This is a genomic window from Mesorhizobium sp. M7A.F.Ce.TU.012.03.2.1, from assembly GCF_004006095.1.
Classification (GTDB): Bacteria; Pseudomonadota; Alphaproteobacteria; order Rhizobiales; family Rhizobiaceae; genus Mesorhizobium.
The window spans coordinates 59,911-82,548 of sequence record NZ_CP034779.1 but is presented as its reverse complement, the minus strand read 5'-3'; the positions used below and the strand labels follow the sequence as shown (position 1 = coordinate 82,548).

Annotated in this window: 19 protein-coding genes; 14 read left to right on the top strand and 5 right to left on the bottom strand. The window is 62.2% G+C overall.

The genetic code is table 11. The annotated features are described in order from the left end of the window. Positions 1 to 391: 391 nt before the first annotated feature. The 5 genes from hisS (at position 392) to EJ079_RS00415 (ending at position 7,048) form a co-directional block, all read left to right on the top strand. A complete protein-coding gene (gene hisS / locus EJ079_RS00435) occupies positions 392 to 1,894 on the top strand; it encodes a histidine--tRNA ligase (RefSeq protein ID WP_127396370.1) in 1,503 nt (500 codons plus the stop codon). Positions 1,895 to 1,954: 60 nt separating this feature from the next. Continuing rightward, the gene (locus EJ079_RS00430; RefSeq protein WP_127318596.1) at positions 1,955 to 3,076 is read left to right on the top strand and encodes an ATP phosphoribosyltransferase regulatory subunit; all 1,122 of its coding nucleotides are present in this window, start codon (positions 1,955 to 1,957) and stop codon (positions 3,074 to 3,076) included. After that, positions 3,073 to 3,771: an ATP phosphoribosyltransferase gene (hisG, locus tag EJ079_RS00425; RefSeq protein WP_127272183.1), complete on the top strand. Its 699-nt coding sequence runs from the start codon at positions 3,073 to 3,075 to the stop codon at positions 3,769 to 3,771. The genes EJ079_RS00430 and hisG overlap by 4 nt, the downstream gene beginning before the upstream one ends. A gap of 331 nt (positions 3,772 to 4,102) precedes the next feature. Beyond that, on the top strand, positions 4,103 to 5,875 hold the full coding sequence (locus tag EJ079_RS00420) for an AMP-binding protein (protein ID WP_127807758.1): 1,773 nt from the start codon (positions 4,103 to 4,105) through the stop codon (positions 5,873 to 5,875). A gap of 69 nt (positions 5,876 to 5,944) precedes the next feature. Beyond that, positions 5,945 to 7,048 (top strand): calcium:proton antiporter, encoded by a 1,104-nt coding sequence (locus tag EJ079_RS00415; protein WP_127807757.1) that lies wholly within the window; start codon positions 5,945 to 5,947, stop codon positions 7,046 to 7,048. 22 nt (positions 7,049 to 7,070) lie between these two features. Here the strand turns inward: EJ079_RS00415 and EJ079_RS00410 are convergent, their stop codons facing one another. Together EJ079_RS00410 and EJ079_RS00405 are read right to left on the bottom strand one after the other, a co-directional pair. After that, positions 7,071 to 7,439, bottom strand: a complete 369-nt coding sequence (locus tag EJ079_RS00410; protein WP_127807756.1) for a LysR family transcriptional regulator — start codon at positions 7,437 to 7,439, stop codon at positions 7,071 to 7,073. A gap of 317 nt (positions 7,440 to 7,756) precedes the next feature. Then, on the bottom strand, positions 7,757 to 9,397 hold the full coding sequence (locus EJ079_RS00405) for a sulfatase-like hydrolase/transferase (RefSeq protein ID WP_127807755.1): 1,641 nt from the start codon (positions 9,395 to 9,397) through the stop codon (positions 7,757 to 7,759). 229 nt (positions 9,398 to 9,626) lie between these two features. Here EJ079_RS00405 and EJ079_RS00400 point away from each other — a divergent pair, with 229 nt between their 5' ends. After that, positions 9,627 to 10,631 (top strand): acyltransferase, encoded by a 1,005-nt coding sequence (locus EJ079_RS00400; protein WP_127807754.1) that lies wholly within the window; start codon positions 9,627 to 9,629, stop codon positions 10,629 to 10,631. 341 nt (positions 10,632 to 10,972) lie between these two features. On the opposite strand, the gene EJ079_RS00395 is transcribed toward EJ079_RS00400, so the two are convergent. After that, the gene (locus EJ079_RS00395; protein ID WP_013530368.1) at positions 10,973 to 11,650 is read right to left on the bottom strand and encodes an MIP family channel protein; all 678 of its coding nucleotides are present in this window, start codon (positions 11,648 to 11,650) and stop codon (positions 10,973 to 10,975) included. A gap of 180 nt (positions 11,651 to 11,830) precedes the next feature. Here EJ079_RS00395 and EJ079_RS00390 point away from each other — a divergent pair, with 180 nt between their 5' ends. From EJ079_RS00390 to guaA, 4 genes are all read left to right on the top strand, one after another. Continuing rightward, positions 11,831 to 13,120, top strand: coding sequence for an RsmB/NOP family class I SAM-dependent RNA methyltransferase (locus EJ079_RS00390; protein WP_127807753.1), 1,290 nt, complete (start codon positions 11,831 to 11,833; stop codon positions 13,118 to 13,120). Between the two features lie 126 nt (positions 13,121 to 13,246). Then, the gene (locus EJ079_RS00380; RefSeq protein ID WP_013530371.1) at positions 13,247 to 13,705 is read left to right on the top strand and encodes a PaaI family thioesterase; all 459 of its coding nucleotides are present in this window, start codon (positions 13,247 to 13,249) and stop codon (positions 13,703 to 13,705) included. Between the two features lie 147 nt (positions 13,706 to 13,852). Further along, positions 13,853 to 14,521 carry a 5'-methylthioadenosine/S-adenosylhomocysteine nucleosidase gene (locus tag EJ079_RS00375; RefSeq protein ID WP_127807752.1) on the top strand — a complete coding sequence of 223 codons (669 nt, stop codon included), beginning with the start codon at positions 13,853 to 13,855 and terminating at the stop codon, positions 14,519 to 14,521. A 55-nt stretch (positions 14,522 to 14,576) separates the two neighbouring features. Beyond that, a complete protein-coding gene (gene guaA, locus EJ079_RS00370) occupies positions 14,577 to 16,139 on the top strand; it encodes a glutamine-hydrolyzing GMP synthase (protein ID WP_023809008.1) in 1,563 nt (520 codons plus the stop codon). Between the two features lie 172 nt (positions 16,140 to 16,311). Here guaA and EJ079_RS00365 read toward each other — a convergent pair whose 3' ends face one another. Continuing rightward, complete coding sequence (locus EJ079_RS00365; RefSeq protein ID WP_245481779.1) at positions 16,312 to 17,403, bottom strand: IS481 family transposase; 1,092 nt, start codon at positions 17,401 to 17,403, stop codon at positions 16,312 to 16,314. Between the two features lie 332 nt (positions 17,404 to 17,735). After that, on the bottom strand, positions 17,736 to 18,410 hold the full coding sequence (locus tag EJ079_RS00360) for a GntR family transcriptional regulator (RefSeq protein WP_127323185.1): 675 nt from the start codon (positions 18,408 to 18,410) through the stop codon (positions 17,736 to 17,738). Between the two features lie 288 nt (positions 18,411 to 18,698). Here EJ079_RS00360 and EJ079_RS00355 point away from each other — a divergent pair, with 288 nt between their 5' ends. The 4 genes from EJ079_RS00355 to EJ079_RS00340 are packed head-to-tail and all read left to right on the top strand — an operon-like array spanning position 18,699 to position 22,628. Next, a complete protein-coding gene (locus EJ079_RS00355; RefSeq protein ID WP_127807751.1) occupies positions 18,699 to 19,826 on the top strand; it encodes a BMP family ABC transporter substrate-binding protein in 1,128 nt (375 codons plus the stop codon). Positions 19,827 to 19,855: 29 nt separating this feature from the next. Then, positions 19,856 to 20,986: an ABC transporter permease gene (locus EJ079_RS00350; protein ID WP_127395364.1), complete on the top strand. Its 1,131-nt coding sequence runs from the start codon at positions 19,856 to 19,858 to the stop codon at positions 20,984 to 20,986. After that, on the top strand, positions 20,986 to 21,912 hold the full coding sequence (locus EJ079_RS00345) for an ABC transporter permease (RefSeq protein WP_127321988.1): 927 nt from the start codon (positions 20,986 to 20,988) through the stop codon (positions 21,910 to 21,912). Before EJ079_RS00350 ends, EJ079_RS00345 begins: the two co-directional genes overlap by 1 nt. 14 nt (positions 21,913 to 21,926) lie before the next feature. After that, positions 21,927 to 22,628 (top strand): isochorismatase family cysteine hydrolase, encoded by a 702-nt coding sequence (locus tag EJ079_RS00340; RefSeq protein WP_127321989.1) that lies wholly within the window; start codon positions 21,927 to 21,929, stop codon positions 22,626 to 22,628. Positions 22,629 to 22,638 lie beyond the last annotated feature (10 nt).

The following is a 22,638-nucleotide window of genomic DNA, read 5'->3' as shown; positions in this document are numbered from 1 at the left end:
CTCTCGCCAAACCATCGCCGGTCCTCCCGGCGGACAAGAAAACTGTCACCCATCTAATCAGTCCATTCTGTTACCTATCTATCCGGTTCGGACACCGGGCACTTCTCCCCGTATAGCGACGGGGAGAAGGACGCCCTCGTCGATGGTTTCGCCAGTCGTCCAGGTTGCAAGAGAATGCCCGAGTCCGCGTTCAGCTCTCTTCTCCCCGTCACTATACGGGGAGAAGGTGCCGGCAGGCGGATGAGGGGCGGCGCTGTGCTTGCAAAGCTATCGAACTGTTCCTAGCCACCTCGTAGAGAGGGTGCAAACCCTTGCTGGTCCTCGCCGCTTCGGTTAGGACACGCCCACTCGCAATATGTCATCGATTACTTAGCAAAAAAGACCCCAGCCCATGGCCGATAAATCGGAAAAGACGAAAGCGCGACTGCCGCGCGGTTTTGCCGACCGCAGCGCCGAGGACATCCGCGCAGTCGAGAAGATGATGGCGACGATCCGCTCGGTCTATGAGCTTTATGGCTTCGAACCGGCCGACCAGCCGCTGATCGAATACACCGACGCGCTCGGAAAATTCCTGCCCGACCAGGACCGGCCGAACGAAGGCGTGTTCTCCTTCCAGGATGACGACGACCAGTGGCTGTCGCTGCGCTACGACCTGACCGCGCCGACGGCCCGTTTCGTCGCCGAGAATTACGAGCGCCTGCCCAAGCCTTACCGCAGCTATCGCTCCGGCTGGGTGTTCCGCAACGAGAAGCCAGGCCCCGGCCGCTTCCGCCAGTTCATGCAGTTCGACGCCGACACGATCGGCACGCCGGGCGTGGCCGCCGACGCCGAGATGGCGATGATGATGGCCGACGTCATGGAAGCGCTCGGCATCAAGCGCGGCGACTACGTCATCCGCGTCAACAACCGCAAGGTTCTGGACGGCGTGTTGGAGGCGATCGGCCTTGGCGGTGAGGAGAATGGCGGCCGCCGGCTGACGGTCCTGCGCGCGATCGACAAGCTGGACAAGCTCGGGCCGGAAGGCGTGAAGCTTTTGCTTGGCCCGGGCCGCTGGGACGGCGGCAAGGAGGGCGAGGGCGACTTCGCCAAGGGCGCCGGGTTGAACAACGGGCAGGCCGAGGCGGTTCTTCTCGCGACCGCGAGGACTATACAGGCCGGCCAGGATTCCATGGTCAGTTCGAACGCCATCTACCAGGAAGGCGTCGGCGAACTCGCCACGATTGAAGCGCTGGTCAGGGCGGCAGGATATGGCGAGGACCGTATTGCCATGGACCGCTCCGTCGTGCGCGGCCTCGAATACTACACCGGCCCCGTCCTCGAAGCCGAGCTTCTGGCCGAAATCCCCAACGAAGACGGCCAGATCGTGCGCTTCGGTTCGGTCGGTGGCGGCGGGCGCTATGATGGCCTGGTGTCGCGCTTTCGTGGAGAGCCTGTGCCGGCGACCGGCTTTTCCATCGGCGTCTCCAGGTTGATGACCGCGCTGAAGAACCTCGGCAAGCTCGACGCCTCGGACGTGATCGCGCCTGTCGTCGTGCTGGTCATGGACAAGGACACCGACAGCCTCGGCCGCTACCAGAAGATGGTGGCGGAGCTGCGCGCCGCCGGCATCCGTTCCGAAATGTATCTCGGCGGCGCCGGCATGAAGGCGCAGCTCAAATATGCCGACCGGCGCGGCTGCCCGGTCGCCATCATCCAGGGCGGCGACGAGCGCGCCAAGGGCGAGCTGCAGATCAAGGACCTGATCGAAGGCGCGCGCATGTCTGCCGAAATCACCGATAACGCCGAATGGCGCGCCGCCCGCCCGGCGCAGGTGACGGTGGCGGAAGGCGAGCTGGTCGCTGAAGTGAGGAAGATTTTGGCGGCGCAGGCCGAGGAGAGGGCACGTGGCGAGTAGAGGTCGCGTTGGCGCCTCTGGTTTGGGACCAGAGGGTCGTGCAGCACTGAGGTCAGCAAGTTGACCTCCCGCACCCCCGCCATCTCCACCGACATCACCAACCTCTTCGCCACGCGCAACACGCACGCCGTCGAGGTCGCCATATTGCAGCCGGCGGACCCCTTCCTCGACATGGCCGGCGAGGATTTGCGCCGCCGCATCTTCCTCACCGAAAGCGAGACCGGCCAGACATTGTGCCTGCGGCCGGAATTCACCATTCCGGTCTGCCTTGATCACATAAGTTCGCAGGCCGGCACGCCGCGCCGTTATTCCTATCTGGGCGAGGTGTTTCGACAGCGCCGCGAAGGCGGCAACGAGTTCTTCCAGGCCGGCATTGAGGATCTCGGTGACCGCGATACCGCTGGAGCCGATGCCCGCTCGGTGGCCGATGCGCATGCGCTGCTGTCGCTGGTGCTGCCCGGCCAGGCGCTGGCGATCACGCTCGGCGACCAGACCATTTTTGAGGCGGTTCTGGCTGCTCTCGGGCTGCCGCGCGGCTGGCGCATGCGCCTTGCCCGTGCGTTCGGCTCGGCGCCGATGCTTGAGGCGGCTCTCGCCGATCTCGCCAACCCGCCGCGCAACAGCCAGCTCTCCGGTCCAGTCGCCGCCCTCGTCCTCGACGGTGATCTGGACGGTCTTTCCGCCCATATCGCCAGCGGCATGGAAGAGGCGGGCCTGTCGGCGTCCGCCGGACGCGCGCCGTCCGACATTGCCCGGCGGCTGATCGAGAAAGCCGAGTTGCGCAGCGTTCGGTTGTCGAGCGAGGCCTTTTCCGCGCTGAAGGATTTTCTGGCGATCGACGTGCCGCTCAATAGCGCGGCCCAGGCACTGGAGACCTTCGCCACCGGCGCCGGGCTGTCGCTCGATGTTGCGCTGGAAAAGTTCGCTGCCCGCGCCAAGGCGATCGAAGCGCATGGCTTGCCGGCCGAAAAAATCCGCTATGACGCCGCCTTCGGTCGCCCGCTCGATTACTACACCGGCCTGGTTTTCGAAATCGCGGCCGACAATGGCGACAGGCCGCTGGTCGGCGGCGGCCGCTATGACCGACTGCTGACCTTGCTTGGCGCGAAGACGCCTATCCCCGGCGTCGGCTTTTCTGTCTGGCTCGATCGCATCGAGGCATTGCGGGAGACGGCCCCATGATCACGCTGGCAATCCCGTCGAAAGGCCGACTGAAAGAACAGGCGCTGGAAGTACTGGCCAAAGCCGGCCTCGCCGTCAGCCTGCCCGGCGACGAGCGCAAATACCACGCCCGCGTCGAGGGTCTGGATGATGTCGAAGTGGTGTTCCTGTCGGCTTCCGAAATATCAGGCGAGATCGGCCAGGGCGCCGTCGATCTCGGCATCACCGGCGAGGATCTGGTGCGTGAAAACCTCGCCGATTGGGAAAGCCGCGCCGAAATCGTCGCCCGTCTCGGCTTCGGCAATGCCGATGTGGTGGTGGCTGTGCCGGACATCTGGCTCGACGTCGACACCATGGCCGATCTCGACGACGTCGCCGCCGATTTCCGCCAGCGCCATGGCCGGCGGCTGCGCATTGCCACCAAATACTGGCGGCTGACCCAGCAATTCTTCTCGCAGAAGCACGGCATCCAGGTCTATCGCATCGTCGAAAGCCTCGGCGCTACCGAAGGCGCGCCGGCGGCCGGTCTGGCCGATGTCATCGTCGACATCACAACCACCGGCTCGACGCTGCGCGCCAATCATCTCAAGGTGCTGGGCGACGGCCTCGTCCTGCGCTCGCAGGCCTGTCTGGTGGCGTCGAAGAAGACACGGGCGGCGGCCGATGAAGCGGTCCTGCGCGACATCGCGGCGAAGATGGCGGCTGCGGTCGGATAGGAATTATTTCCTTGACCGGTGAGGGCAGCTATGCTACATTTTTGCCCATGGTGCTGATTTGCGCCGGTGACCCGCCGCCCAGGCGGGTTTTTTCGTTTTGGCGCGCTTCGTCAGCCAACGCGAAGCTCCGGAGCATCGTTGACCGGATCGTTGCCCTGCCTCGACTATCGGCGGGATTTCCTCCACTCCGGCAGGCTGATAGGCTCGGCTAATGCATGTCGCCCAAAGTGATCTCGGTTTTGGGAGAACGACATGCATAAAAGCAAGGACCTAGAACGCGTCGCATGATTCTGTTTCAGCGCGACGCACTTAGTCCCGGGAGGAGAGAGCGATGCCGGTCAATCTCGACGAGCTGAAGAACGCCAGCAATTTGCGTGGACCCGGAGCGCGCGCTGGCGGTGTCTTCGTCGCACCCGTCGACAACAGGGCGCATGTCTCTGGAGAACGCAGCGTGCCGCTGCTCGACAAGACCATCCCCGCGCTGTTTTCCGACACCGTCAGCAAATACGGCACGCTCGACGCCGCTGTCTTCGTCGATCAGGACAAGCGCTTCACCTGGAGCGAACTGTCGGACACGGTGGACGCGCTGGCTGCCGGCTTCCTGGCACTGGGGTTGGCAAAGGGCGATCGCGTCGGCATCTGGTCGCCCAACCGCTGGGAATGGCTGGTGACGCAGTTCGCCACCGCCCGCATCGGCCTGATCCTGGTCAACATCAACCCCGCCTATCGGTTGACCGAGCTCGACTATGCGCTGAACAAGGTCGGCTGCAAGGCGCTGGTCACCGCTGCCAAGTTCAAGACGTCAGACTATCTCGGCATGATCGAGACGCTGGCACCCGAGATCGCGAAGGCCACGCCGGGCAAGCTCAAGGCGCAAAAACTGCCGGCGTTGAAGATCGTCATCCGCATGGGTGATGAGAATTCGCCCGGCATGTTCAATTTCGGCGACGTGCTGGCCATGGCCGGGCGTGACGAGCATGACAGCCTCGACCGCATCTCGGAGAAGCTGAAGCCGGGCGAGGCCATCAACATCCAGTTCACCTCAGGCACCACGGGAGCCCCCAAGGGCGCGACGCTGACCCACAACAACATCATCAACAACGGCAATTTCGTCACTTCGGCGATCAAGCTGACCGTCGACGACCGGCTGTGCATCCCGGTGCCGCTTTACCACTGCTTCGGCATGTCGATGGGCACGATGGGTTGCGTCTCGAAAGGCGCCACCATGGTTTTCCCGGGAGAAGGGTTCGACGCCGGCGCCACGCTGAAGGCAGTGGCTCAGGAACGCTGCACCGGGCTCTACGGCGTGCCGACCATGTTCGTCGCCCTGTTGGATCATCCGGATTTTTCCGCCTTCGATCTCTCCAGCCTGCGCACCGGCATCATGGCCGGCTCGCCATGCCCGATCGAGGTGATGAAGAAGGTGGTGTCGCTGATGCATATGGAACAGGTGACCATCGCCTACGGCATGACCGAGACCAGCCCGGTGTCGTTCCAGAGCGGCGTCGACGACCCCTTGGAAAAGCGCGTCTCGACCGTCGGGCGCATTCACCCCCATGTCGAGGTCAAGGCGGTCGATGCCGATGGCGCTACCGTTGCGGTCGGCGTACCGGGTGAGCTTTGCACGCGCGGTTATTCGGTGATGAACGGTTACTGGGACGACGACGACAAGACCCGCGAGGCGGTCGACAGCGACGGCTGGATGCACACCGGCGACCTCGCCACCATCGACGCCGAGGGCTATTGCAACATCGTCGGCCGGGTCAAGGACATGGTCATCCGCGGCGGCGAGAACGTCTATCCCAGAGAGGTGGAGGAATTCCTCTACCGCCATCCAAAGGTCAAGGAGGTGCAGGTGTTCGGCATTCCCGACGCCAAATATGGCGAGGAGCTGTGCGCCTGGATCGTACTCAAGCCCGGCCAGATTGCCACCGAGCAGGAGGTCAAGAACTTCTGCGCCGGCCAGATCGCCCACTACAAGATCCCGCGCCACATACGCTTTCGCACCGAATTGCCGATGACGGTGACCGGCAAGCCGCAGAAGTTTTTGATGCGCGAGGCGATGGTGGAGGAGCTGGGGTTGGTGACGCAGAAGACGGCGTGAACGGGTGAACGCTTCGATCTGTCGGTGCGCGAATGCAGCCACGGTTCGCAGCAGCGCGCAGGGGCTTGCATGAGCGGTTTCGGACGTTCGATGACTTCATATGCGATGCCGCTGGCCGCTTTGGTGATGGCTGTCGCCGTCAGAGCCGGCGGGCTGTCGGCAGACGAAGGTTCGCTGAGCGCCAGGATACTCGTCGGAGCGCTTTCGAGTGCGATTATGTTCACCACCATTTTCGTGGTCCTCGACCACGCCGAGGCGGTGGCTCGGCGTGTAGGAGAGCCCTACGGCACATTGGTGCTGACTTTTGCCGTGACGGCAATCGAGGTGTCGATCATCGTTTCCATGATGCTGCATGGAGAGAACAACCCTACGCTTGCACGTGAGTCTGTCTTTTCAACAGTGATGATTGCATCCACCGGCGTCGTCGGCACCTGTCTCGCGCTTGGCGGCTGGCGTCATCGCAAGCAGGCAATTGTTCGACAAGGGACCAGCGCATATCTCGCGGTTCTGATCGCGCTGACCATCATGACGCTTATTCTGCCAACCTACACACAAGCTACGGGGCCGGGCACATTTTCGGCAGCTCAACTTGGCTTTGTGAGCGTGCTTTCGGTGCTGCTTTATGCAAGTTTTGTGTTCGCGCAGACTGTCCGCCACCGAGAAGACTTTGTCGAAGGGCAGGCCCACGGTGTTTCGCTGCGGACTGCCCCTCACGAAAGCGTCTTTGCCGGCGCATTGCTGCTTTTGATCGGGCTGATTGGCATTGTCATGCTCGCCGAGCAGGTCGCCGCAAGCGTCGAGGATACGCTCGTTGCCTATCAGGTGACACAGGCTGACAGCATTGTGGGGGCATTGATCGCCGGGCTGGTTTTGATGCCAGAGGCAATTTCCGCGGTTCGCGCTTCACTCAACAATGAGCTGCAACGCGGTTTGAATGTCGCGATGGGTTCCGCTTGCGCCACAATTGGTTTGACCATACCGGCGGTCGCAGCCGCCAGCCTGCTGACGGGAAGAGGGTTAACCCTGGGGCTTCCAGCGACTGACACAGTGCTTTTGTTTTTAGCGCTCTTCATATGCAATGTGAGTTTTAGCACTGAAAGAACAACATTCTTGACGGGCGCTGTCCATATCGTGGTATTTCTTACATATATATTTCTTATATTTGTACCATGAAAACTTTGGCCCAGGCTGGTAATTAGATGCGGCACGAGGCAGCCGCCAACGGACTGCTTGGGTTCATCAGCCTGGAAGCCGACAGCGAGCTGCAGACGACCGCCCTTTGCCTGAGATGACGTTTCCGCTTCCGCGCCGAATTGCCGGTGACGGTGACCGGCAAGCCGCTGAAGTTCCTAGGAGCGTGAGGCGTCGGGATCATTCCCCGTCCAGACGCCGCCGTTGTGAAGAGGGGGTCGTTCAGCAATTGACGCAGACGCGTCAGGCGGGCCGACAAGGCCGATTGGGTAATGTTCAATCTCGACGCCGCATGGGTGACGTTCTGGTGCTTCAACAGCGCGTCGAGTGTCAGCAGCAAGCCAATGTCGAAATCCGATAACCGTTTCGTCAATGGGACCTCGAACCAGCAGGGGGGACCTCGAAACAGCAGGCGCTATTCAATCGGTAGCAATCTCTAGCACGGTTCCGGAGACTGAAGGACATGCGGCTCCAGTCAATCCTGCAATGGCTTCGAAGTTCCTTTCCCGCGCGGTCGGGTTACTGAGGTGACGGCAATCGGGACGGCTGGTCCGGGTAGCCTTGACGACAACAAGACCCGCGAGGGGATGATGCCGACGGCTGGATGCACATCGTGGAACGTCCGGTTTCAATACGGGGAGCACTAAGAGGCGAACCGATGTCGAGTGCTCAGCCGGCATGTGCTTCGCATTAGCGAGGTTCAGCCTCGGACGCCGCAGCCGTCCGTGCCGGCTTCAGTTGCCAGAATGATCTGACGAGAACATCGTCGGCATAGATCGCGTCATCGAATTGGGACTGCCCAAGCGCTTGGACCATTGTCGGTCGATCCCCGAGCAGCGAGACGCCAAATGCAGCCTTGCCATTCGGGAGCGGCACGCCTAGAGCGTCCAAAATAGTCGGGAATATATCGACCACGCTCGAAAGTCCGGTATATGTGCGGGGGCGAATGCCATCGCCCGACAGGGAGAAAAAGTTGCGTCTTTCAAACCTGTTCAACTGATCCGTCACCGTGCTCGGCGCGCTGAGGTGATCGCTTTGCAGCACCAGAACGGTATTCGCCATCAGCCCTTCTGCCTCGGCTTTGTGAATGAAGTCCGCGATGAGCATGTTCGTGCATTTGACGGCATGGAGAATATTGGGGGCTTGCGGAGAAAGTCCGGTCTTGCCGATGCATTTGTCCGTCAGATAGCCGTCCATCGCGTGCCCACCACTGACGGCGATCGTCAGCGCGAGCGGTTTGCCGTCTCGCTGCGCGCGCCGCAAAATGTCGAAACTCATATCCAGAACCTGGGCGTCGCTGGCGCCAAAAGTGCTGCCAGACCCGGCGACGGCAGCGACGACTTCCGATCCCCCAAAAAGCGATGAGTAGCCATGGGTGGCATAGAATGCCCCCTGACCGGTGAAGCCGAGTGGCCAACCGGAAACGAAGCTCTGCCGATAGCCCCGCGACTTCAGGACGTCGCCCAAGCAGGTCAAGCCTGGCAGGAACTGCGAATTCTCCTCCAGATACTCGCGGGTTGTGAAATACGACATCAGCAGCGGCGTTCCACAATTCGCGGCGACCATGCCCGCGATGGAATTGTTGGTGTAGGCCAGCTGCACCATGTTGGTCGCTGAGAGGCTACGCCTGTCGAATTCGAGCAGCGGACCCATGACATCGCCAAACGTCGCCTCGTTCATGTAGGTGCGTTCGGCGCTCTCGATGAAGATATGTATGAGGTTCTTCGGCACGGCGGTCACGGACGCCCCCGCGGCCGGTTTCGTCAACGAGGTAATATCGACGAAGTGCTTGGACAGGAAATCATGCAGCGGGTTGAGATGGACCGCCGCCGCGATCGGGCGCGTCAGCATCGGGTTTGCCGCCAGGAAGAACGCCATCAGGGCGACGTCTAATCTCCTTGTCAGTGTGCCGCGCGCCTTTAGCGCGCCGAGACCGAGAAGCACGACCAAGATGACCAGTATCGTGTTTCCGGTGTTCATCAAACATTCAAGAACGACGCCGGGGGTAAGAACCCCGGCACCGACATGCATGAACATCGCGGCCCAATCGAAATAGCCGAAAACGCTTTCAAGATAGACATAGAAAAGAAACAGGAAGCAGGGGATGAGCGATAGATAGATGCTGAACCACCTGCGTCTTGGCTGATCTGTCTTGGCGCCTTGCTGACAATCCAGCAACAGAAGCGCCCACAGAGCGCAAAGGCCAAGGATGACAAGCAGCCTTTTCTCCGAGAGATTGATTAGCGATACGAGCCAGGTGAGCGAGCCCACCGTCGCTGCGCTAACCAATGATGCGATTGGCCTGGAAGAAACCGCAGGAATTCCGCGCATGCCTTGCACTCGAACGGTGATGTCCGAAGTGAATATCGAGAACCATTTAAAACTATACTAAGGAGATGCAGAAAATTTTTCCTCATTGAACGATCTGTTAAGTTAGAAAAAGCTAATGTCGTAGGGCGAAAGCAACCTGCCTTTTAGGGTGCCGGACAGCCATAGAAGGCTGGTCCGCCGTGATGTTCTAAGGTAGGATTAAAGTCTTCTTGGCGGGAGTAATGCTTGAGTGATACGAAATCCAGCTTTAGACGGCGTCAGGGCACTCGCCGCGATGCTGGTTGTCGTGCATCACTCCCAGAGCCCATGGATGCCTGGCGGCTTCATCGGCGTTGACATCTTCTTTGTCTTGAGCGGATTTTTGATCACGTCGCTCTTGATGCGAGAGGCCGACAGTACGGGCACCATCGCGATCGGAGCGTTTCTGCTGCGCCGCTCAGTTAGGCTGATGCCGCCCCTTGTTATGTTGCTTGCCGCAGCCCTGATAATCGGGCCGCTATTCTGGCCGGACGTCCCTATTGGGCTGATCGTCGCTATCTCGATTCTGTATCTCGCGGACTATGTAAGTGCGCTCCATGGCGTCATTCCCCTGCTTGGTCACACATGGTCGCTTGCGGTCGAGGAGCATTTCTACCTGATCTGGCCGATGGCGGTGCTGGGGCTGGCAAAGCTCGCCCAAAGGTCAAGGATCAAGGCGCTTGCGATAGCGTTCGTCGTGGCAACGCTTTGGCGGCTGGGCAATGCTTATCACTACACCGAGTTCGAGATGACTGCTTTCCGTTTCGACACTCGGCTCTCTGGTCTGCTGTTGGGCGCATTAGTGTCTGTTTCGGGCATCAGCCTCAAGGGTCGGCACGCCAATATCGTAGGGCTGTCGTCTTTGGGTGCGCTTGTGGTTCTTGCGTTCGTGGCAACACAAGAGCCTGTATCGACCGCCTATCTGCAACCGCTTATCGACATGGCGTCGGCCGGCCTCGTCGTGTCGCTGCTCAACAATGAAACGATGATAGCCCGTGCTTTTGCATGGAGGCCGATCGTCTATATCGGCATCATCTCGTATTCGGTCTATCTATGGCACTATCCGATTTCCAGAGCGGCGTTGATGTACACCAACGACTGGCGCATGGTCCTTGTCGTGACGCTTGTACTTTCGCTTGCGATCGCCGCACTGTCTTGGACCTTCCTCGAAAAGCCGTTTCAGTCATGGCGGCGAAATCGCTTCGCAATGGCCTAATCCGGCTTATCCGTCGCCCTACGCAAATGCGGCTTCAACACCTGAAAATCCGGAGCTTCACTTACGCGATCACGGAAAAGCACATACACGACTGCAACCGAGCATCCGAGCAAGCTCAGCGCCCGTCTACGGTCCCAATCAATCTGCGGCACTCATGCAATGGCCGGTTCAAGAAATGGCAAAGCTGGTCGCAACGTCAGCGATGCTGCACAAAGTTGCCATCTAAGGCCGAGCCTATTTAAGTCGTCATTGGGGAATAGAAGACTTGGCGGTTCCATTATGCCAAGCACGAAGGCGCGGGCCATGGCCCGCGCCTTTTCATATTCAGCCTTCCGAAGAGCTCAGTCCTTCTCGAAGATGCGCGCCTTGGCGACGACACCGGCAATGGCGCCGCCGATCAGCGGTGCAACGATGAACAGCCAGAGCTGGCCGATCGCGGCAGTTCCCGAAAACAGTGCCGGACCGATCGAGCGGGCCGGGTTGAGCGAGGTGCCGGTCACCGGGATGATGGCGAAGTGCAATCCTGCCAGCGTCAGGCCGATGACCAGTCCGGCGAACGCCGTCGAGTGCTTTTCCGCCGTGACGCCAAGGATCACGGTGACGAAGGTGAAGGTGCCGATCACTTCCCACAGGAATGCCGAGCTGACACCCCATTTCGTCACATCCCAGCCATTGGCGCCGAAGCCGGTGGTGTGTCCGCCAACCTGGCCGGAAACGATGATCCACAACGCCAGCGAAGCAAGGACGCCGCCGATGACCTGCGCGATCCAGTAGGGGATCACGTCCTTGGCCGGCAGCCGGCCGGCAAGGAAGACGCCGAGCGTCACCGCCGGATTGAGATGCGCGCCCGAAATGGGGCCGATCGCATAGGCCGCCGCGATGAGGCCGATGCCGAACGCCAGACCGATGCCTTCCTGGCCGAGCGGCAGCGCGCCGCCGAAGCCGCCCGTCACCACAGAAGCCGTACCGATGAACACCAATAGAAATGTGCCTAGAACTTCCGCCAGATAAGTCTTCATTGCCCTCTCCTCGTGTCGATCCGCCGGTCCACCTTGCGCGCCGCGAATCACAACCGGAAGAGTATTCGCAACCAGAAAACTTGGAAAGCAGAGCGGTTGTGCAGGCCGACCTGCTTGTGCGCGCCGGTTGCGCGCTCTAGAGCAGGGCCGGAATAATTTTCTGCGTGACGGAACAAGACCATGCGACTGGGCGGACGACTGGCTGCGGCCATCGAAGTGCTGGAAGACATCGGCCGGCGCCACCGGCCGGTGGCGGACGCGCTGAAGGATTGGGGCCTGTCGCATCGCTTCGCCGGCGGCGGCGACCGTGCGGCGATCGGCAACATCGTCTATGACGCCTTGCGCCACAAGCGTTCCGCCGGCTGGCTGCTGGGGCAGGACACGCCGCGCGCCATCGGCTTCGGCGCGCTGCTGCTCGAATGGCGCCAGACGGCACAATCGCTCAACGAGGCGCTCGATGGCGACAAGTTCGCACCGCCGCTGCTGACCGCCGCCGAGCTTCAGGCCATCGCCGAACGCCGGCTTGACGATGCGCCGGCCGCGGTGCGGGCGGATGTTCCGGACTGGTGCGCGCCGCTTTTCGAGCGAGCCTTTGGCTCGACCTGGGCCGACGAGGGCGCCGCGCTGGCAACGCGCCCGCCGCTCGACCTCAGGGTCAACACCTTGCAGGCCAACCGCGACAAGGTACTGGCCGAACTGACGGGAACCGGCGCGAAACCCTCGGCAATCGCGCCACACGGCATCCGCATCCCGCCGATCGACGGCGACGGCCGGCACCCGAACGTGCAGGCCGAGCCGGCTTTCCAGAAGGGCTGGTTCGAGGTCCAGGACGAAGGCTCGCAGATCGCGGCCGCCCTTGCCGGGGCCGAAGCCGGCATGCAGGTGCTGGATTTTTGCGCCGGCGCCGGCGGCAAGACGCTGGCACTGTCGGCTTCGATGGAAAATCGCGGCCAGATCTTTGCCCATGATGCCGAAAAAGCACGGCTGGCGCCCATCTTCGACCGCATCCGCCGCTCTGAAAACCGCAATGTCCAGATCGTCACCAAGCCGGCCGAACTCGCGCCGCTCGGCAACCACATGGACATCGTGCTGGTCGACGCGCCTTGCACCGGCAGCGGCACCTGGCGGCGCCGTCCCGATGCCAAATGGCGGCTGACGCAAAGGCAGCTCGATGCACGCAAGGGCGAGCAGTCGGCGATCCTCGATGCGGCCAAAGTCTATGTCAAACCAGGCGGCCTGCTGGTCTACATCACCTGCTCGGTGTTTGATGAGGAAAACGGTGAGCAGATCGCGGCCTTTCGGAACCGTAACAGCGGCTTTGTTTCCGTCGACCACCGCCAGCTCTGGGACAGCCGTTTTCCCGGCCATGAGGCAGCCGCACGTATCGGCGCCAAAGGCGACATCTCGCTGTCGCCGGCGCTCAGCGGCACCGATGGGTTTTATCTCTGTGCGTTACGCAGATCGGCCTGAATCCAATTCCCGACGGATGCGTTGCGCCGGCCGGCAGGCCAGGTCGATTGTGCAGTGCAGCAAAAGCATTTGCCTGCCGTCCATGCCTCTGCAATAAGCTTATCCGCGTAAAGGAAGGCAGCGGCAATGGCAGCAAAGATCGTACCCGCCCCGGACTATGAGGATCGCGTCAGGACCTCCTTCGCGCGTCAGAAGGCGATGGCCACGATCGGCGCCGAACTGACGCTGGTGACGCCCGGTATCATCGAGATCGAGATGCCCTATTCGGCGGCATTGACCCAGCAGCACGGCTTCCTCCATGCCGGTGTCATTTCGACGGCGCTGGACTCGGCCTGCGGCTATGCCGCCTTTTCGCTGATGCCGGAAAATTCCGGCGTGCTGACCATCGAGTTCAAGGTCAACCTCCTGGCGCCGGGCAGGGGCGAGCGCTTCCTGTTCCGCGGCTCGGTGACCAAGCCAGGCCGCACCATCATCGTCGCCGACGGCCAGGCCTACGCCTTTGCCGCCGACGGCGAGGCCAAGCTGATCGCCACCATGACCGGCACCATGATGACGGTGGTCGGGCGTGATGGCATAGAAGGGTGAGGAGCCGTCCGCGAAGCGGACGGAAAGCCCCCAAATGGGCTTTCCGAGCAACGAACGCCCGGAGCCATAGCGGAGGGCTGGGCGCCGGTGAGGGCACGTCGCCGTTCTGACCTCCAGTGTAGGTGATTGGGTAGAGAGGAATAGATCATGACCGGTAAAGTGTCGCGCCTGTCGGGCAAGGACGTCCTCTTCGTTATGGCGGCGCAGGCCGAATACGGCCCGCACCTCAAGCAGCTGTTCACGCCGCTGATGACCGGTGTCGGTCCGGTCGAGGCCGGCGTCAGGCTGGGTGCTGAACTCTCCTGGCTGAAATCGCAAAAAGCACTGCCGGATCTCGTTGTTTCGCTCGGTTCAGCCGGCAGCCGGACGCTGCAGCAGACGGAAATCTACCAGGCGGTTTCGGTCAGCTACCGTGACATCGACGCTTCGCCGCTCGGCTTCGAGAAGGGCGCCACCCCCTTCCTCGACCTGCCGGTAACCGTGCCATTGCCCTTCAAGATACCGGACATCAAGCAGGCGACCCTGTCGACCGGCGGCGCGATCATCACTGGCGCGGCCTATGATGCTGTTGCCGCCGACATGGTCGACATGGAGACCTTCGCCTGCCTGCGCGCCTGCCAGCTGTTCGACATTCCGCTGATCGGTCTGCGCGGCATTTCCGACGGGGCGGCGGATCTCAGGCATGTCGGCGACTGGACCGAATATCTTGAAGTCATCGACGAGAAGCTGGCCGACGCCGTCATGCGGCTCGAACAGGCGATCGGCGACGGCGCCCTCCGGACGGAACCACCCCATGAAGATGCCGGAACAGCCTGAAAGTCGGGCTAAGCAACCCATTGCGTCGACTCGTTTCTTTCTCTAAACGCTCGCCATGAAAACAGCCAATCATCCCGACACCGTCCTGATTGTCGATTTCGGCAGCCAGTTCACCCAGCTCATCGCCCGCCGCATCCGCGAGGCCGGCGTGTTTTCCGAGATCGTGCCGTTCCAGTCGGCCGAAGCGGCATTCAAGCGCATCAATCCGAAAGCCGTGATCCTCTCCGGCGGCCCGGCTTCTACCGGCGATATCGGCAGCCCGCGCGCGCCGCAGATCGTCTTCGATTCCGGCGTGCCGGTGCTCGGCATCTGCTACGGCCAGATGGCCATGTGCGTGCAGATGGGCGGCGTCGCCGAAAGCTCCGACCATCGCGAGTTCGGCCGCGCCTTCGTCGAGATACAAAAGGACAGCCCGCTGTTCGAGGGCCTGTGGGCGCCCGGCCAGCGCCATCAGGTGTGGATGAGCCATGGCGACCGCGTCATCTCCTTGCCCAAGGGCTTCGAAGTGTTTGGCAAGTCCGAGGGCTCGCCCTTCGCCATCTTCGGCAACATCGAGCGCAAGATGTACGGCATCATGTTCCATCCCGAGGTGGTGCATACGCCCGACGGCGCCCGGCTGCTCAGGAATTTCGTCCACAACATCGCCGGCATCGAGGGCGACTGGACCATGCGCGCCTACCGCGAGCACGCGGTCGAGACGATCCGCAAGCAGGTCGGCAAGGGCAAGGTCATCTGCGCGCTGTCGGGCGGCGTCGATTCTTCCGTTGCGGCGCTGTTGATCCACGAAGCGGTCGGCGACCAGCTGACCTGCATCCTTGTCGACCACGGCCTGATGCGCAAGGACGAGGCCGCGGGCGTGGTGGCGATGTTCCGCGAGCATTACAATTTGCCGCTCATTCTGGTGAACGCTTCGGACCGTTTCATCGACGCCCTCGAGGGCGAGTCGGACCCGGAAAAAAAACGCAAGACCATCGGCCGGCTGTTCATCGAGGTGTTCGAGGAAGAGGCCAAGAAACTCGGCGGCGCCGAATTCCTGGCGCAGGGCACGCTCTATCCCGACGTCATTGAAAGCGTCTCCTTCACCGGCGGCCCGTCCGTGACGATCAAGTCGCACCACAATGTCGGCGGCCTGCCCGCGCGCATGAACATGCAGCTGGTCGAGCCGCTGCGCGAACTGTTCAAGGACGAGGTGAGGGCGCTCGGCAAGGAGCTCGGCCTGCCCGAAAGCTTTATCGGCCGCCATCCATTCCCCGGCCCGGGCCTCGCCATCCGCTGCCCAGGCGGGATCACCCGCGAAAAGCTGGAGATCCTGCGCGAGGCCGACGCCATCTATCTCGACGAGATCCGCAAGGCCGGCCTGTACGACGCCATCTGGCAGGCCTTTGCCGTGCTGCTGCCGGTGCAGACGGTCGGCGTGATGGGCGATGGCCGCACCTACGAGTTCGTCTGCGCGCTGCGTGCCGTCACCTCGGTCGACGGCATGACGGCGGATTTCTACCACTACGACATGGCCTTCCTCGGCGCCGCCGCCACCCGCATCATCAACGAAGTCCGCGGCATCAACCGTGTCGTCTACGACGTGACGTCGAAGCCGCCGGGAACAATCGAGTGGGAGTGAGGGTACAAACGGCGGCAATAGCGTAGTTTCGGCGGCGAATTTCGCCGTCGCGCAATGTTGTTGCAGTCCGTACCTTACTCCGCAGAGCTGGCGTTCTCCGTTTCTGCCTCGGTGGTTCGATCTGCGCCCAGTTTCCGGATGATGTAAAATCGCTTTAGAGGGCGGGAGTGCTCTAGCTGTTTAGTCCCGGCATTTGCTGGAGCGGATCGAGTTTGAAGCGTTCCGGTTGTGACGCCCACGCCTTGCAGATGAACTCGTAGGGCGTAAGGCCTTTGAGGGTCTTGAGCCTGCGACCGAAGTTGGGATCGAGTTTGAAGCGTTCCGGTTGTGACGCCCACGCCTTGCAGATGAACTCGTAGGGCGTAAGGCCTTTGAGGGTCTTGAGCCTGCGACCGAAGTTGTAGGCCGAGATSAAGTCGGCAAGGTGCTGGCGGAGTTGGTCGTGGCTCTCGTAATAGAAACGCCTGACGGTTGCATCCTTGATAGTCCGGTTCATCCTCTCGACCTGGCCGTTGGTCCACGGATGCCTTGCCTTGGTCGTTCGGTGCTCGATGTCGTTCGTGGCGCAAGCGTATTCGAAGGCATGGRCCCAGAAGCGTTCGCCGTTTGCGATGGCCTCCTTGATCAATGGCACGGCCGAACCGCCGGCGCCGGGCGTCGTGAACTGGATACCGTTGTCGGTGAGGACAGTGTGGACCTTGTAGGGCACGGCCGCGATCAGGCGCAGTAGGAAGTCTCTCGATATGGCGGTGGTGGCCTTCTCATGCAGTTCGACGAAGGCGAATTTCGAGGTGCGGTCGATAGCGACGAACATGTGCAGCTTGCCCTGTTCTGTGCGCACCTCGGCGACGTCGATGTGGAAGTAGCCGATCGGATAGCTCTTGAACTTCTTCTTCGCCGGCTTGTCGCCTTCTACGTCCGGCAGGCGGCTGATGCCGTGGCGCTGCAGGCAGCGATGCAGTGATGAGCGCGTCAGGTGTGGGATCGTCGGTTGTAAGGCATAGAGGCAGTCATCGAGTGGCAACAGAGTGTAGCGCCGGAAGGCGACTATGACGGCCTCCTCYTCGGGCAAGAGCACTGTCGATCTAGGCTCTCTCGGACCGGTCGGCAAATCTGCCACCGAGGTCCGTTCCCGCCATTTGGCAACAGTCTTTTGGTTGACCCCGTAGCGCTTCGCCAGCGCCCTCAGGCTCTCTTGACTATGCTGTATCGCTCGACGGACCGCCTCTGTCGTCGTGGCGCTCCCATGAAGAACCTGGCCCATAGCGCATCCCTTGATTCGGAGGACAAGGATGCCCNGTATCGCTCGACGGACCGCCTCTGTCGTCGTGGCGCTCCCATGAAGAACCTGGCCCATAGCGCATCCCTTGATTCGGAGGACAAGGATGCCCATCAAAATCTGGGATCAAACATCTAGTCCCTCATCGCTCACGCCTCGACGTAGAATACCAACTGGGGCACGTATATCGGTCTGGTTGACCATGCTGCTTCAAAGCCTTGCTGCCGAGCAGCGTAGCGCCTCATATCAGCCGTTGCGCGATACTGTGCGCCGCCTGGAAGCAGACATCGTCCCGAGATTCGGGATGTTCGGAATTTTCAGGCCACGTCCCGCCGAACTGGCTTGCCGCCATCAGCCGCGAACACCGCGCTCGCCTCGCTGACGATAGAGACATGATCCCTGGCGGCCTTGCCCGCAGCAGCGCCGTCTCCGCGCATGATTGCGGTGACGATTAACTCGTGTTCCTGCCAGGATTTGGCCAACCGTCCGGGCAGCATGAACTGAGCGCGCCGGAAGGGTGCCAACCGGCTGCGGGTCATCACGGTGAGATCGTGGATATGCGGGTTGTGGGCACCACGATAGAGCCGGGTGTGGAACTCGGTATTGAAATACTCGTAGTCCTCCTCGGCGCCCAGTTGCACCATCCGCGCCGAAGCCTGATGCTCGATTTCGAGCGAGCGGCGCTCGGCACTGGTCATGCGCTCGGCCGAGAAGCGCGCGCAGATCGCCTCCAGTTCGGCCATGCTCTCGAACATCGAGGCGAGATGCTCTTGCGTCACGACAGCCACGATAGCACCCCGGTTGGGCCGCCTTTCGACCAGCCCCATGGCGCTGAGGTGGCCGAGCGCCTCCCTGACCGGGGTGCGTGATACGTCGAAGCGGGCGGCGAGGGAGGTCTCGTCGAGCTTTTCGCCGGGGCGTAGGTAGCCGGTGACGATCCGGTCCCCGATCGCCCTCACCATCTGATCCACGGTCTTGCCCGACCTGATCAAGTTGCGCTTCCCCGACAAATCTCCTCCGCCCGTCTTCTTGTGGAGGGTCGACGCAGCGGCCCATCGACTCAACATACCCCTGTATGCCTCTATTTTAATCTGCCTGTCAAATTGGCTGTTTTCAAGGCAAGAAGTGCATGCAATTGCCCGCTACATAAGCAGGCTCTTTTAAATGTACGACTGATTCCATTAATTAATTTCGCCAAAGAAACTGGCATGGCGATTGCATGCACTTTGTTGACGGCATGTTAACCGGCCCGGAAAGGGTCCTACAGGGGAGCATTCACAATGACCGCGAGATTCACGCTTAACCGCCGCGAGCTACTCAAGACCTCCGCCGCTGGAGCCGCACTCGGGCTTGCGTCCGCTGCCTTCCCCATCAGCAGGGCCTTTGCCGCTGCCGCCACCGTCGGCTTCATCTATGTCGGGCCGAAGGACGACTACGGCTACAACCAGGCGCATGCCGAAGGGGCGGCGGCGTTGAAGGGTATCGAGGGCATCTCCATCGTCGAGGAGGAGAACGTGCCGGAGACGGTCGACGTCCAGAAGACGATGGAATCGATGATCAATCTCGACGGCGCCTCGCTGATCTTCCCGACCTCGTTCGGCTATTTCGACCCCCACATGCTGGCCATGTGCACGAAATTCCCCGACGTGCAGTTCCGCCATTGCGGTGGCATGTGGGACAAGGCCAAGCACCCGATGAATGCCGGCTCCTATTTCGGCTATATCGGTATGGGCCAGTATCTCAACGGCGTTGTCGCCGGCCACACTTCCAAGACGAAGAAGCTCGGCTTCGTCGCCGCCAAGCCGATCCCGCAGGTGCTGCTCAACATCAATTCCTTCCTGCTCGGCGCGCGCTCGGTTGATCCGACCATCACTTGCCAGGTCATTTTCACCGGCGAATGGTCGCTGGCGGTCAAGGAAGCGGAAGCCACCAACGCACTGGTCGACCAGGGCGCCGACGTTATTAGCTGCCATGTCGATAGCCCGAAAGTGGTGGTCGAGACGACCGCCGGCCGTGGGGCCTTCGTGTGCGGCTATCACGCCAACCAGAGCCCGCTGGCGCCGGAAAAATACCTCACCGGGGCCGAGTGGAACTGGGCCAAGGTCTACAAGATGTTCGTCGACGACCTCGTCGCCGGCACGCCACTGCCCAACTTCACGCGCGGTGGCCTGGCCGACGGCTTCGTCAAGATGAGCCCGCTCGGTCCCGCCGTCGGCGAGCCGACGCGCAAGCAGTTCGACGCCACGCTGGCCGAAATGATGAACGGCGGCTTCGCCGTCATCAAGGGACCGCTGAAGAGCAACAAGGGGGCTGTCGTCGCCACCGCGAGCCAAGCATTCCCGGAGACCGCGATCGAGCTCGAAAGCATGGATTATCTGGTCGAGGGCGTCGTCGGTTCGACCGCCTGATCTGAGGGGGTGGGGCGATGACGGACACGATGACAGGGGCCGGCATGCCGGCACTCTTCAGCGCCAAGGCCTATTCGGCGGCGGTGGAATGGATTGCGCGGCGGGCGGAGGCTTTGGTCATTCCGCTCGCGGCGCTGATCGTCGGCATGGCGCTGTTCAGCCTGTTCATTGTGCTCGTCGGCAAGTCGCCGATCCTGCTCTACCAGACCATGTGGCGCGGCGGCTTCGGCTCCTGGTTCTCGGTCCAGAACTCGCTGTCGCGCGCCGCTCCCCTGCTGCTGGCCGCGCTCTGCGTGGCCCTGCCGGCCCGGCTCGGCCTCGTCGTCATCGGCGGCGAGGGTGCAATCGTGCTCGGCGGCGTCGCCGCTGCGGCAGCCGGCACTGCGCTCAGCGGCGGGCCATCGTCAATCGTCATTCTTGCCATGGGCGTGGCGGGCATGGCCGCCGGCGGCATCTGGATCGGTGCCGTCGGCGCGCTGCGCCATTACCGGGCCGTCAACGAAACCATTTCCAGCCTGCTGATGGCCTACATCGCCATCGCGCTGATGAACCAGCTGGTGGAAGGGCCGTTGCGCGACCCGGCCTCGCTCAACAAGCCGTCAACGCAGCCGCTGGCGGACATCTACCGCATCGGCAACATTCCGGGCATGGACGTGCATTGGGGGCTGGTTGTCGGTGTCGTCGCTTGCATCCTCTCCTGGTTGCTCATCGAAAAGACCCGCTGGGGTTTTGCCGCGCGCATCGCCGGCGGCAATGTGCGGGCAGCACAGGTACAGGGGCTGGCCGTCGGGCCGCTGATCGTCGGCTTCACCGCGCTCGCTGGCGGCTTTGCCGGGCTTGCCGGCATGCTGGAGGTCGCCGCCGTGCAGGGGAGCGCCAACGCCTCGCTTTCCGCCGGCTATGGTTACACCGGCATCCTTGTCGCCTTCCTGGCCCGCCACAATCCGCTGGCCATCATTCCGTTCGCCATCCTGCTTGGCGGCATCGACGCCTCGGGCGGGCTGATACAGCGCCGCATGGACCTGCCCGACGCCACGGTGCTGGTGCTGCAAGGCATGATCTTCATCGTCATCCTGTTCAGCGAAACCCTCTACGGCCGCTTCAAGGCCTTCAATCCCGATCTTTGGAAAAGACCCGATCTCGTGAAGGGAGCCGCCTGATGGACGCGACCGAGATCGGCCTCTGGGGCGTGCCGCTGGCCGTGCTCGGCGGCGCCATCCGCGTGTCGACGCCCTTCATCTTCGTCTCGCTGGGCGAGGCGATCACCGAGCGTTCGGGTCGCATCAATTTGGGGCTCGAAGGCACGCTGGTCTTCGGTGCGATGACCGCCTATGCGGTGGCGGTGATGACGGGCTCGCCATGGCTCGGCCTCATCGCCGCCGCCTTCGCCGGCCTGTGCTTCGGCCTGTTCCATGGCTGGATCTGCAGATTCCCGAAAGTCAACGACATCGCCGTCGGCATCGCGCTGATGCTGTTCGGCTCGGGTCTCGCCTTCTTCTTCGGCAAGCCGTTTATCAAGCCGAAGGCGCCCAATCTGCCGGCCATTCCCTTCGGCGGCTGGTCCGACATTCCGCAGGTGCAAGCCGCACTCGACGTCAACGTGCTGTTCCTGATCGGCGCGGTGCTGTCGGTCATCCTGTGGTGGGCGTTCCGCAACACCCGCGCCGGCCTCATCGTGCGCGTCGTCGGCGACAGTTCGGACGCGGCACGCGCCATGGGCCTCAACCCCGATACGGTGCGGCTGCTCGCCACCGGTGTCGGTGGCGCGCTGGCCGGCATCGGCGGCGCCTACCTGTCGCTCTACTATCCCGGCAGCTGGACCGAACGCATCTCGTCGGGCCAGGGCCTGATGGCGGTGGCGCTGGTCATCTTCGCGCGCTGGAACCCGCTCGGCTGCTTTGCTGCAGCGCTTTTGTTCGGCGGGGCGGGAGCTCTCGGCCCGGCGCTTCAATCGGTCGGCGTCACGCAGGGCTACTACATGTTCTACGCCGCTCCCTACATCCTCACCCTCATCATCATGATCGCCACCTCGTCGCCGACACGAACGCTTGCGGGCGCGCCGGGCGAATTGTCGATCACCAAATGACTGGAGTTTTGCCGATGAACGCCAGAGCCGAAGTCACTCAGCATACGATCGACGCCGAGCCTTATCCTTGGCCCTACAATGGCGACCTGCGGCCCGACAACACGGCGCTGATCATCATCGACATGCAGACCGATTTCTGCGGGCCGGGCGGCTATGTCGACCATATGGGCTACGATCTGTCGCTGGTGCGCGCACCGATCGAGCCGATCAAGCTGGTGCTGTCGACGATGCGAGCCAAGGGCTACACCATCATCCACACGCGCGAGGGGCACAGGCCCGATCTCGCCGACCTGCCGGCCAACAAGCGCTGGCGCTCGCGCCGCATCAATGCCGGCATCGGCGACCCTGGCCCGTGCGGGCGCATCCTGGTGCGCGGCGAGCCGGGCTGGGACATCATCCCCGACCTTTACCCGACCGAGGGCGAGCCGATCATCGATAAGCCCGGCAAGGGCTCGTTCTGCGCCACCGACCTGGAGCTCATCCTCAATCAGCGCGGCATCGAGAACATCGTGCTGACCGGCATCACCACGGATGTCTGCGTGCACACCACCATGCGCGAGGCCAACGACCGCGGCTATGAATGCATGATGCTGGAGGATTGCTGCGGGGCGACCGACTACGACAACCATCTGGCGGCGATCAAGATGATCAAGATGCAGGGCGGCGTCTTCGGCACGGTGTCGAATTCCAAGGCGCTTGTCGCGCAGTTGCCATGAGGAGGCCGCG